Annotated in this window: 7 protein-coding genes; 4 read left to right on the top strand and 3 right to left on the bottom strand. The window is 69.5% G+C overall.

The genetic code is table 11. The features are described from left to right. Positions 1–14 precede the first annotated feature (14 nt). From OG371_RS14525 to OG371_RS14510, 4 genes are all read left to right on the top strand, one after another. Positions 15–479, top strand: a complete 465-nt coding sequence (locus tag OG371_RS14525) for a MarR family winged helix-turn-helix transcriptional regulator (RefSeq protein ID WP_329069454.1) — start codon at positions 15–17, stop codon at positions 477–479. Positions 480–542: 63 nt separating this feature from the next. After that, positions 543–6,149, top strand: a complete 5,607-nt coding sequence (locus tag OG371_RS14520; protein WP_329069452.1) for a DUF7507 domain-containing protein — start codon at positions 543–545, stop codon at positions 6,147–6,149. Between the two features lie 103 nt (positions 6,150–6,252). Further along, entirely contained in the window at positions 6,253–7,677 is a 1,425-nt protein-coding gene (locus OG371_RS14515) for a sugar porter family MFS transporter (protein WP_329069450.1), read from the top strand. Between the two features lie 165 nt (positions 7,678–7,842). Beyond that, entirely contained in the window at positions 7,843–8,472 is a 630-nt protein-coding gene (locus OG371_RS14510) for a CAP domain-containing protein (RefSeq protein ID WP_329069448.1), read from the top strand. Here OG371_RS14510 and OG371_RS14505 read toward each other — a convergent pair. The 3 genes from OG371_RS14505 to OG371_RS14495 all read right to left on the bottom strand — a co-directional run bounded on the left by OG371_RS14505 (position 8,466) and on the right by OG371_RS14495 (position 12,384). Continuing rightward, complete coding sequence (locus OG371_RS14505; protein WP_329069446.1) at positions 8,466–9,470, bottom strand: cation diffusion facilitator family transporter; 1,005 nt, start codon at positions 9,468–9,470, stop codon at positions 8,466–8,468. The two genes, OG371_RS14510 and OG371_RS14505, sit on opposite strands and share 7 nt — an antisense overlap. A 109-nt stretch (positions 9,471–9,579) precedes the next feature. Continuing rightward, complete coding sequence (locus OG371_RS14500) at positions 9,580–10,737, bottom strand: DUF742 domain-containing protein (RefSeq protein WP_329069444.1); 1,158 nt, start codon at positions 10,735–10,737, stop codon at positions 9,580–9,582. A gap of 672 nt (positions 10,738–11,409) precedes the next feature. Beyond that, the gene (locus OG371_RS14495; RefSeq protein WP_329069442.1) at positions 11,410–12,384 is read right to left on the bottom strand and encodes a hypothetical protein; all 975 of its coding nucleotides are present in this window, start codon (positions 12,382–12,384) and stop codon (positions 11,410–11,412) included. Positions 12,385–12,503 lie beyond the last annotated feature (119 nt).

Raw genomic sequence — 12,503 nt, 5'->3', positions numbered from 1 at the left:
GGTAGACTGGGGTTGTGTCAAGCGAGCGCGAGAAGCTGGTCGACGAGCTGCTGCTGCAGTCCCGGGTGCTGTCCACGGAGACGGTGATGTTCCATGCCGCGCTCGCCGAGCAAGGGGGGCTGTCGGCGGTCGAGAGCAAGATGCTGGACTACCTCGCGCGGCTCGGCCCGCTCACCCCGAAGGACCTGGTCAAGTACTCCGGCCTGGCGCCCGCGTCGATCACCGCGCTGGTCGACCGGCTCGAGCGCAAGGGGATGGTCAACCGCACCCCGCACCCCGGTGACCGGCGCCGGGTGCTGATCGAGCTGGACCAGAGCAAGGTCCGGTCCTCGGTGTGGGACTACATCGTCGGCGCGGTCAAGGCGCTCACCGAGCAGTACACGGATGAGGAGCTTCGTACGGTAGTCGGGTTTGTGCGCGAGGCCGCGGCGATCACCCACGAGTCAACTGTGCGCGTGGGAGATCGCTCAGCGGAGTGACTTGCGGCCACGGCCGGGTAGGAAAGGGCCCTTCGCGCACCGGTTCCTGGAAAGCTCGCGGGCATGTTCTCGGCCGGCAAACGTCTGCTCGTGGTGCTCGGCCTGATGGCCACGACGCTGGTGCCGATCGCGCACGCGGACGACGTCAAGGATTTCCGCCAGAATTCCCACCAAGTGGTGTACGGCGATTTCCTCTATGCCGGCAACAGCGTGGTGGAATGCGCCCCGGACGACGCTGCTTGTGCGAAAACCGCCGCGCGTACGGATAAAAAGCCCGCCGCCGGGTTCGCGCTGCGATGGTCCGATGTGGACAAAGACCCTGCGACGTTCGACTCGTCCGCCGCGTCGGTGACCATTCCGCCCGGCGCGAAGGTCACCTTCGCGCGGCTGAGCTGGGGCGGCTCGCTGGGGTCGGATTGCGCGCGGCCGCCGGGGACCGCGAACGCTCAGGCGGTGCGATTCACCGTCGGCGGCGGGAAAGCCACTGACGTCCGGCCCGGTTCGTACAGCGACGATCCGCAGTCCTACTCCGCGTACGCCGACGTCACCGGGCAGTTCGCGTCGGCGCGCACGGGTGCGCCGGTGGAGCTGACCGCGGGAAATGTCTGGACCGCTGTCGGACGCGGGTGCAGTGGCGGCTGGTCGGTGGCGGTGGTGTTCGCCTATCCGGACCGCGATCCGCAGTACGCGCCGGACAAGCGCGCGGTGTTCGTCTACGACGGCCACGCGCGCGGCACTGTGAACACCACCGCCACCATCAGCGGGTTTCGTGCCGCGTCCGCCGACGCGCACATCGGCGTGACCGCGTTCGGCGGCGACTGGGGCACGGTGGGCGACCGGTTTCTGATCAACGGCAAGCCCGTCGCGGAGCCGGCCACGGGCGCGACGGACAACTTCTTCATCTCCGCGGCCGACAACTCCACCCGCCCCAACGCGAAGAACAACTTCGGCGTGGATGCCAAGGCGTTCAACAGCGACGCCGTGCCCAGCGGCGCGACGAGTGTGAAACTCGGCTTCAGCGGCAGCGGATTCCTGGCGCAGGGGCTGGTGTTTTCGGTGCCGGTGCCCGACTTGCGGGTGGTGAACCATGCCTCGTCCGCTCGGGTGCACGCGGGCGACCAGGTGACGTTCACCGTCGGCGTCACCAATCCGAACGACACTCCCGCTGACAATGTTTCGGTCGCCGACGACCGGTTTCCGGCCTGTGCCAAGAAGATCGGCACCCTGGCCGCGGGCGCTACCACCGGTTACCAGTGCACCGTGACCGCGCCGGGCGACGATTTCACGAGCACGGCGGTCGTGACCGGAACCAGCACGCTCGGTGACGTACTGGACGGTTCCAGCACCAGTCGCGTTGACGTCGTCCACCCCGCGATCGGCCTGACGCACGTAGTCGACAAAGCGGCTTATCGCGCCGGCGACCAGGTGACGTCCACGGTCACCGCGACGAATACCGGTGACGTCGCGCTGCATGACGTCGCCGTGACCGGCGCGTGCGCGAGGACGGTGGGGACTCTCGCGCCGGGTCAATCCACCACGGGCACTTGCGTGACGAAGGCGCCGGTGCCGGACAGCGTGACCACCGCAAACGTCGCCGGAACCGACCCGCTCGGCCAGGTTGTCACCGCGACGGCCGACGCGAAAGTCCCTGTCATCGCGCCCGCCATCAAGGTGACGAAAACCGTGGACCAGGCCGTGGTTCACGCGGGTGAGCCGGTGACGTTCACCGTGGAGGTCACCAACACCGGCGACAGCCCGCTGGACCCGGTGACGGTGGCCGACGACACCACCACGTCGTGCTCACGGACGTTCGGCGCGCTCGGCGCCGGCGCTTCACAGCGTTATACGTGTACCGCAAATCCGTCGTTGACCAGCACGAACACCGTCACCGCGAGCGGCACCGACCTGTCCGGCCAGACGGTCACCAGCACGGCCACGACCACCGTGACGGTGATCCACCCGCAGCTGACGATCACGAAAACGGCCGCGCCTGCGGCCGTCCGCGCCGGGGACCAGGTGACCTTCACGATCACCGTGGCGAACGTCGGCGACGTACCGCTTGACGACGTCGGCGTGACGGACGATCGCACGCCGGGCTGTGTGCGGACATTCGGAACCCTTGCGCCACAAGGGAAGCAGACGTACGGCTGCATGATGCTCGCGCCGGCGGACGACTTCACCAACACCGCCGCCGCGACCGGCAAGGATCAGCTCGGCCGGGTACTGAAGGTGACCGCGGACGCGCCGGTGGACGTCATCCACCCCGCGGTGGCCGTTGCGGTGGCGGCCGCGCCGTCGGTCGTCCGCGAAGGGGACTCGGTGACCTTCACGGTCACGGTGAGCAATACCGGGGATGTGCCGTTGCACGACGTTTCCACCGCGGACGCTCAGCTGCCGGATTGCGTACGTTCACTGGGAACCATTGCACCGCAAGGGGAGCAGGTCTACAGCTGCACGACGGTCGCCGGGTCGGGTGGGCTCACGACCACCGTGGCGGTGACCGGGACCGACCCGACGGCGCGGCCGGTGACGGGATCGGCTGGCGCGGCGTTTTCTGTGGTGCATCCCGCGCTGACGCTCGCCGCGGACGTGCAGGGCGGCCCGTTCCGCGAGCACGACAGCGTGCCGTTCCAGCTCACGGTGAAGAACACCGGCGACGTGCCGCTCACCGATGTCCACGTGGCCGACGCTCTGGTCGCGGATTGCGCACGGCCGAACAACGGCGCGCTCGCAGCCGGCGCGACCTGGACTTTCGCGTGCGCCGGCACCGCGCCCGCCGACGATTTCACGAACTCGGCCACGGTCACCGGCACACCACCGGTCGGCGCTCCGGTCACGGCGGGTGACGAGGCGGCGGTGGACGTGATCCACTCGGCCGTCACGATCACGCAGAGCGCGGCGCCAGCGGTCGTCCGCGCGGGGCAGCCGGTGACGTTCACGGTGGTGGTCACCAACACCGGCGACAGTGACCTGCACGATGTGAGCGTGGACGATCCGGCCGCGCCCGAGTGCGTCAAACGGCTTGGAGTTGTTGCCGCACAAGCGAAGCAGACGTACTCGTGCACGCATGCCGCCGGGGACGACTTCACCAGCAACACCCGGGTCACCGGCATGGACGCGACGAACCGCCCGGTCACGGCGGCGGCTGATGCGCACGTGGACGTCGTGCACCCGGCGATAGCGGTGGCTTCGGTGGTTGCTCCTGCTGCGGTCCGCGAAGGGGACTCCGTTACCTTTACGATCACGGTGAGCAACCCCGGCGACGTGCCGCTGACTCATGTGTCCGTTGTGGACTCTCGAACGCCGTCGTGTGGACGTGATTTCGCGGCGTTGGCGCCGCGCGCGGTGGAGAAGTACAGCTGTGACACCAAAGCGGGCACGGACGGGTACACGAACACCGCCGTGGTGACCGCGGCCGATCCGCTCGGCGGCACCGTGACAGCCTCCGCCGACGCGACGTTCACCGTGGTGCATCCGGGACTCTCGCTCACCAAGACCGTGCACGGTGGTCCCTTTCGCGCCGGCGACCCGGTCACCTTCACCCTGACCGTCACCAACACGGGCGACTCACCCGTCACCGCGGTCAAGGTCGCCGATCCGGCGTGCACGAAGACGTTCGACACGCTCGCGGCGGGCGCGAAGCAGACGTACGACTGCACCGCGCCCGCGCCGGCGGACGACACGATCACCACCGCGACGGCCACCGGCACCGCCGCGAGCGGCCCGCCGCTCACTGCGACGGCCGACGCGAAGATCGACGTGATCCACCCGGCCGTCACAGTCAAGCCGGACGCCGGGCCGACGGTGGTGCGCGCGGGCGACGACGTCACGTTCACCGTGGTCGTCACCAACACCGGCGACGTCCCGCTGACGAAGCTTTCGGTCACGGATCCCGGCTGCGCCAAGTCGATTGACATGTTAGATGTCAGCGCCGCGGAGACCTACCAGTGCAAGATCAAGGCGACGCCGGACGATTTCACGAACACTGCTTCGGTCACCGGCACTGACCCGACCAACCGCGTGGTGACGGCCTCGGGCAGCGCCGCGGTCGACGTGATCCACCCGGAGCTCGCGATCATGGCGGACGCTGAGCCGTACGAGGTGCGCCAGGGCGACACGGTGACGTTCTCCGTGCTGGTGAAGAACGTCGGTGACGTGCCGCTCAAGTCGGTGTCCGTTGTGGACGGTCAGGTGCCGTCGTGTGCGCACCAGGTGCCTTTGCTGGCGCCGGACGCGGAGGAGACGTACAGCTGCACCACTGTCGCGGGCGCCACGGGGCTGACGAACACGGTGAAGGTGACCGGGACCGACCCGACCGAGCGGCCGGTGGACGCCTCGACGCAAGCGTCGTTTGTGGTGAAGCAGCCCGGTTTCACGATCAGCCGACGCATTGACGGCGGACCGTTCCGTGCCGGCGACTCGGTTCCGTTCGAGGTGACGGTCATGAACACCGGCGATTCGGCGTTGCGTGACGTCGTGGTGACCGACCCGGGCGCACCGGAGTGCGCCCGGACGTTCGCGAACCTGCCGGTCAACGGGATTCAGCGGTTCCCCTGCACGGTCCCGGCTCCCGCGGCTGGGGTGGCCGACGCCGTGACGGGCACGGCCGTACCAGTCGTGAGCCCGCGTAGCTCGGCGTCCCAACCGGTCAGAGCGTCGGCGGAGACTCCGATCGACGTCGTCCACCCGGCCGTCCGGGTTGAGCGGGACTACTTGCGGCAGCCGATTCGGCCAGGGGATCCGGTCACCTACTTCACGACGGTCCGTAACAGTGGGGATGCCCCACTGCGCGAGGTGACCGTTCGCGACCCGGCGGCGGGCTGCACGTTCACGCTGGCTTCCCTGGCCGCGGGGGCAACCGCGGTGCGGGACTGCACGGTGCCAGCGCGCGTCGACGGCACGACGGTGACCACCGTGACCGGCACAGATCCGGCCGGGCGGACCGTCACGAGCGACACGGCCACCACGCTTGACGTCACCGGGCCCGGCCTCACCGTGACCGCGACCGGCCCGGCGAAACCGGTGCTGTCCGGGCAGCCCGCCCAGGTGAGCGCGGTGGTGACGAACACCGGTGACGTTCCGCTGCACGCCGTTGTCCTCTCTGGTGCCGAAACTGGCCCAGCCTGTGCAACCGCTCCGCTGGACCTCGCCCCCGGCGCCGCCTCGCCGCCGTGGCGTTGTTCCACCGGCACGTTCACCGCAGCCGGAACCACCGCCGACGGGGCGCAGGTCAGCGCTCAAGCCCAGGCCGAACCACGCGTCGCACGGCCGAGTCTCCAGCTCACCGAACAGGCCGAGCCCACCGCGCGGCCCGGGGATGTGGTCACCTTCAGTGTCGAAGCCGTCAATACCGGGGACGCCGCGCTGGTCGCCCCCGACTACCGGCTCGAGCCCGGCGAACGGCGGGAATGGACCAGGACCGCTCAAGCCCCGGCCGGTGGCGCGCTCACCGACAACGTCGCGGCCACCGTCGAAGCGGATACCGAGACGCCGTTCGCCCTCACGGTCAGGGCGGTGGCCACTGTCCGGGTCGTCCCGCCCGGCGCCGCTGCGAGGGTGACCCCGCGGGCGTTTCCCGAAACCGACCCTGACCTGCCGACCTACGGGCTGGCCGGGCTCGGGCTGCTCGGCGCCGGCGCGCTCCTGTTGCGGATCACCCGCCGTCCTTGATCATCAGGGGTGCGAGAGGTCACTCCGGCGACTGAAACGATCCGGCCCGGGGCAGAGGTTACTTCGAACGGGTAAGTAATTTTCCACGGCGAAAGGCGGGGTCATGACCGACGTAGTTCCCGGCGAGCGGGCCGGCCAGCAGCACCTCGCCCACGTCGTGTTCATCGCGGGCGCGGCGGCGGTCGGCGGGTTCCTGTTCGGTTATGACAGCTCCAACATCAACGGGGCCGTGCTCGGCATCCAGAAGCACTTCGAGGTCGGCGCCGCCGCCACCGGGCTCACCGTCTCCAGCGCGCTGATCGGCTCGGCCGTCGGCGCCTGGTTCGGCGGGCTGCTGTCCGACCGGGTCGGGCGCATCCGGACGATGCAGCTGGCCGCGGTGCTGTTTTTCATCAGCGCGATCGGGGCGATGTTCCCGTTCGGCATCTGGGACCTCGCGCTGTGGCGGGTGATCGGCGGGGCGGCGATCGGCGTCGCGTCGGTGATCGGGCCGTCCTACATCGCGGAGGTCGCGCCGCCCGCTTACCGCGGCCGCCTGGCGAGCCTCCAGCAGCTCGCGATCGTGCTCGGCATCGGGGTTTCCGCGCTGGTCAACTGGGTGATCAAGGCGTTCGCGCCGGTCCTGCCCGACGGCTCCCACGACCTGAACGGCCACCTCGGCGGCCTCGAGGCCTGGCAGTGGATGCTGGGCGCCGCCGCCATTCCCGCGGTGGTCTACTTCGTGCTCGCCTCGATCATCCCCGAGTCGCCGCACTACCTGCTTTCGATCGGCAAGACCGACCGCGCGCGCAAGGTGCTCGCCGAGGTCGAGGGCGCCGACGGGGTCGAGGCGAAGCTGGCCGACATCAGCCGCGGCCTGCGCACCGAGCGCCAGTCCAAGGTGCGCGACCTGCTCGGCGGGAAGTTCGGGCTGCTGCCGGTGGTCTGGATCGGCATCGCGCTGGCCGTGTTCCAGCAGTTCGTCGGCATCAACGTGATCTTCTACTACTCCGACACGCTGTGGCACTCGGTCGGCCAGAACACCGACTCGCTGCTGATCTCCATGGTCAGCCCGGTGATCAACATCCTCGGCACGTTCATCGCGATCGCATTCATCGACCGCGTCGGGCGCAAGCCGCTGCTGCTGATCGGCTCGGTCGGCATGGCGATCGGGCTCGGCGTCGCGGCCATCGCGTTCGGCCACGCGCAGAAGGTGAACGGCGACCTGAGCCTGCCCGGCGCGTGGGGCCCGGTGGCGCTGGTGTTCGCGAACGTCTTCGTGCTCTCGTTCGCGCTGTCCTGGGGCGTGATCCTCTGGGTGCTGCTCGGCGAGATGTTCCCGCTGCGCATCCGCAGTGCCGCCCTCGCCGTCGGCACGGCCGCGAACTGGGTGGCGAACTGGCTGGTGACGGTCAGTTTTCCGAGCATGTCGGACTGGAATCTGAGCGTCACGTACTGGATTTACGCGGCCTTCGCGGTGCTGTCGATCCCGTTCACGCTGAAGTTCATCCGCGAGACCAAGGGGACCGCGATCGAGGACGTTTCTTGATCATTTCCCCCATTTGACGGAGCGAGGCGCTGCGCCTTTCGGTGGTAACGGTCGTAATCTGTTCGTGATACTTTCCGCTTCGTGTCCCCCATTGGTGCTCGTGGTCGTGTGGTTTTGGTGTCGCTGAGTGTTCTTCTGGGCGGGTTTGCCGCCGCTGGGGGGACGATGTGGCTCCATGAGCCCGCCGGCGCGGCGACCCTCAGTAACGTCGCGTCCGGCCAGCCCGACCTCGGCGGAGACGCCACCAGCGGGTCGTTCGCGAAGCCGCCCTCGCCCAGTACCTCGAGCACTCCGACGAGCACGAGTTCCGCGCCGGCCCCGTCGACCTCCGACAGCCCGACCCCGACGCCTTCCTCGTCGCAGGCCCCGACTCCGTCGTCCTCGCCGCCCAGCACCCCGACGCCGACGCCTCAGCCGAAGGCGGACACTTCGCTGGCGGGCCAGATCGTGAGCCTGGTCAACAACGAGCGCGCGGACGCCGGCTGCGACCCCGTCGCCGAGGAGCCGCACCTCGACACGGCCGCGCAGAAGCACAGCGACGACATGTCGGCCCGCGACTACTTCTCGCACGACACCCCCGAGGGCGTGCATTTCGACGAGCGCATCCGCGACGCCGGCTACAGCAAGCCGGGCGCGGAGAACATCGCGAAGGGCGCCACCAGCGCCACGCAGGTGATGGAGATGTGGATGAACTCCAGCGGCCACCGGGCGAACATCCTGAACTGCTCGCTGACGAAACTCGGCGTGGGCGTCACCAAATCCGGCTGGTACTGGACGCAGGACTTCGGCTACTGATAGTCCTCGACCGGGTTCGCCCGGAGGTCGCCGTAACGCGCCAGCACCGTCGCGCGCAGGTTCGGGTCGGTGCGCGGCACGGGCTCGATGAACACCTCGGTGACGTCGTGGAACCCCTCGGTCAGCTCGGCGGCCATGCGCACGCAGGCGCGTTCCACGTCGGCCGCGCCCAGCGCGTCGTCGAAGTCGACGCGGGCGCACACCAGGACCTGGTCGGTGCCCATGAGCATGGTCTGCAGGTCCACCAGCGCCTCGATTTCGGGCGCGGCGGCGAGGTGATCACGCACCCCGCGCACGATCCGCGGGTCGGCCTGGCGCCCGATGAGCAGGCCGCGGTTGGTGCGCCCCAGCAGATACGCGACGCAGGCGAGCAGCAGCCCGATCAGGATCGACGCAATGCCGTCCCAGACCGACGAGCCGGTGAGCTGGTGCAGCCCGATGCCGGCGAACGCGAGCACCAGCCCGACAAGCGCGGCGGAGTCCTCGAACAGCACGGTCTTGGGCGCGGGGTCGTCGATCATCCGCAGGTAACCGAAGAACGAGCGGCTCTCGGCCTTCGCCTCCTTGCGCACCTGCTTCATCGCCTGCAGCCACGACGTGCCTTCGAGCACGAAGGCCACCGCCAGCACGCCGTAGCCGACGATCGGGCTCTCCTGCTCGGTGTTCTCGCCGAACACCGTGGTGAACCCCTCGTACAGCGCGAACATCGCGCCCGAGGCGAAGATCGAGACCGCGGCCAGCAGCGACCAGAAGTAGCGCTCCTTGCCGTAACCGAAGGGGTGGATGCGGTCGGCCGGGCGCTCTGAACGCTTGAGCGCGGTGAGCAGCAGGACCTCGGTGATCGTGTCGGCGACTGAGTGCGCGGCCTCCGACAGCATCGCGCCGGAGCCGGTGATGATGCCCGCGACCAGCTTCAGGATCGCGATGGCCAGGTTGACCCCACCGGCCAGCAGGACGGTGAGGGTGCTCTCGCCGCCCTTTTCTTCTTCCTCGGTCACTCGGCGAAGCGTAGTCGGGGTGAACGGGTTGGGGCGGGTTGACGGGGGTGCGGGGGTGGAGTTTGGCCGTGGGTTCGGCGGCGGGTTCCGGTGGCGGTTCAGCGGTGGTTCAGAGGCGCTGGAGGCCGGAGAGCACTCGTTCCATCAATTCCAGGGCCGGCCTGCCGTCGGCTGCGCCATCGTTTTCGTGGATCCGGACCAGGCCCAGCTCGGCCATGTCGTCGAGGAGGATGCGTGCGACGCCGAGTGGCACGCTCAGCGTCGCGGCCACCTCGGCGACCGAGCGCGGGGAGTAGCACATCGTCCGCACGGACCGGAATTCCCCGCTCACCTGCGGCCCGTCCCACTGCGCCTCCCCCGCGCAGGTCGACACGAGCGCCTCGATCGCGAGATGCCGCCGCGACTGGGTGCGTCCCCGGGTGAGGACATACGGGCGGACGAGCGTGCGCGGCCCAGGCTGGGACGGCGGCTCTTCGGCCCAGTCGTCCCACTGGCCGTGAGTGAAGTCCGGCGCCGGCGCGAGTTCGTCCGGCGGCTCGGTGGGATCCGAGTGGAGGTGCGGCCGGACCGTGCCTTCGCCGAGGGTGCCGGAGTAGGCGGCATCGGTGCGGTCGGCGTGACCGGGGTAGTCGGCGCGGCCAGAGTGGTTGGTTTGAGCGGTCCAGGTGGCCGGGGCGGGCTGGTCGGTCGGGTCGGTCTGGCTGCCCCAGTCGGTCCGGTCGGACCAATCGGCCCAGTCCGGCTGGTCGGCTTCGTCAGCCCAGTCGGTCCGGTCGGGGTCGTCGGTGGGGTTGGTCTCGTCGGCCCGGTCGGGTTGGGGGGTCTGGTCCGCGCTCGCGTCTGTTGGGGTATCCCGGTTTTCGGTTTCGCTGAAGCGATCGGCGGCTTTCGGAGTGGGGAAACGGGCTCCAGCACGGCCGACGGTGCTGTGATCCGGCTCGGGCACCTCCGCCATGCGCTCGGCCAGCTCGGCACTGGCGAACTTCGCCCGCACCCGAGTGACGGCCTCGGGCTCCGGCTCGCCGCTCAGCCGGTCGGCGAGTTGCGGGGCGGGGAAACGGGCGCCGGTCGGGCTGTGGACGGGTGCGTCGGCTTCCGGTTGGGCCGCGTCGGAATCGGCAGGGCTGGACTTGGCTGGATCGGCCTTGCCTTGCTTGGATTTAGCTCGTCGCTTGGTGACCTTGGCACTGGGGAAGCGGGCGCCGACGGGACCCTGGACGGGTTCCGGCTCCAGTTCGGACTCCGGCTCGGCCAGTCGCTCGGTCACCTTCGCGCTCGGGAACCGCGCGCCTGCCCGGCCGACAGCCCTCTTCGGGGCCGGAGCGGCGGAGGTGGGCTCCGAAGCCGAGGGCTGGGAAGAGTCTTGCCGAACCGTGGGCGAAGGCAGGTCCTGCCGACTCGCGGGACGGGCAAGGTCTCGCTGGCTCGAGGCCTGGGGAGAGTCCTGCCGAACCGTGGGCGAGGGGCGGGTCCGGCGACTCGCCGGCTGGGGAAGGTCTCGCGGGCTCGAGGGCTGCGAAGACTCGCGCTGAGCCGAGGGCGAGCGGAAGTCCTGCCAACTCGCGGACTCAGGAACATCCCGCTGGTTCGCGGCCCGGGGCAGATCCCGCTCCTTCGCAGGCTGGGAAACACCCGGCTCGCCAGGCGGTACAGGAACCGGTTCGGCGGCAGGGGAATCCGTTACCACCGGGGTTTCCCCCGTCAGGCGGTCCGCTTGTTTGGCCGAGGGAAACCGGGCGCCGGAACGGCCGGTCGGTCGTGCTTCCCGGTGCCCGCCCATCCTGCGCTCCCCTTTTCCCCGTGCTCAATTCCGACCCCGCGGGCGGCGGTGGTCGCGAGGAAAAGCCAGGATACGCCCGTTGTCCAGTCCTTTGGATCGAATGTGACACCCAGCGTTCGAGTGTGCAGCGAATATGCACCAAGGCGCTGCGGAAACCGTTTACCGGCGGAATTCCGGTACGGTCGTACCTTTCTTTGAACGGGTTAACAGAATGTTTCGCCTAGTCGCGCTTCCAAGTAACACGAGCGTCCCCGCCACGAGCACGCTCTGCTCCGCGAGAGCGACGGAACCCGCGTCGGCGGCGGTGGCGAGGCCTAGCCAGCAGTAGGTGACAGCGGCGCCCGCGGCCAGGGAGAAGGCGGGCGGGCGCACCTTCAGCGCATAAGCGACGGCCACGGCCTCCAGACCCAGCATCAAGCCGGTCTGCACCCACGGCGACGTGCCGAGCCCCGTTTTCAGCACCTGGAACGCGGTGCTCAGCCCGAGCCCGACCGCGAAGCCCAGCCACGGGTTGCCCGAAAGCCCCTGCGACGGCGCGCGCAGGCGCAACGCCACCAGGATCAGCGCCACCACCACAACAAGCGCTCCGGCCAGCTGGCCCGGCGCGGCCAGGAAGTGCGCGGCGTCCAGTCCGAAGGACACCGCGAAAGTCCCCACCGCGCCCACCGCCAGCAGGACGCTCCACGCCCACGTGCCGGGCGTTCGCAGCCACGGCGAGCGGCCGAAAAACGCCTCCGCGATCGCGATCGGGGTGGCGATGCTCCAGACCACGTGCAGCGTCAGCACGTACACCGTCCACGGTGCGCCGAGGCCGAGCAGCGGGATGTGGCCCGGGCTGAGCAGATCGAGGCCGAGGTAGTGCGGGTTGAACAGCGTTTCGGTGAGCAGACCCTCTTCGGCGACGCCGAAAGCCAGCGCCAGCACCAAGATCGTCGGCCAGCCCAGGCCTCGGCGGCGCGCGACCTCGCGGATCAGCAGCGCGCCCGAGCCGTACAGCGCGACGTACATCGAGTACATGCCCAGCTGCTTCCCGACCGCCGGTGGACCGGCCAGGTACTGGTCACCGAGCAGGAACTCGGCGACGAACGGGGCGAGCAGGGCCAGGGTGGCGAGCGCGATCTTCCGTTTCGGCATCCCCTGATGGTTCCGCCGCGCGACCGCGCGCACTCAGGCCGTCGATCACGATCGGGCCATGACAAATGTCCCGGACAGCCGAACGGCCCCTCCGCAAGGTGAAGGGGCCGTTGACCGGG

Source organism: Amycolatopsis sp. NBC_01480, assembly GCF_036227205.1.
Classification (GTDB): domain Bacteria; phylum Actinomycetota; class Actinomycetes; order Mycobacteriales; family Pseudonocardiaceae; genus Amycolatopsis.
Note: the sequence above shows the minus strand (reverse complement) of the source record. Positions and strands in the feature narration are given on the sequence as shown.

Bases quoted from the DNA above. Each gene is read 5' to 3' on its own strand.
- OG371_RS14520 (WP_329069452.1), top strand. From the start codon at position 543: ATGTTCTCGGCCGGCAAACGTCTGCTCGTGGTGCTCGGCCTGATGGCC.
- OG371_RS14515 (WP_329069450.1), top strand. From the start codon at position 6,253: ATGACCGACGTAGTTCCCGGCGAGCGGGCCGGCCAGCAGCACCTCGCC.
- OG371_RS14510 (WP_329069448.1), top strand. From the start codon at position 7,843: ATGTGGCTCCATGAGCCCGCCGGCGCGGCGACCCTCAGTAACGTCGCG.
- OG371_RS14495 (WP_329069442.1), bottom strand. From the start codon at position 12,384: ATGCCGAAACGGAAGATCGCGCTCGCCACCCTGGCCCTGCTCGCCCCG.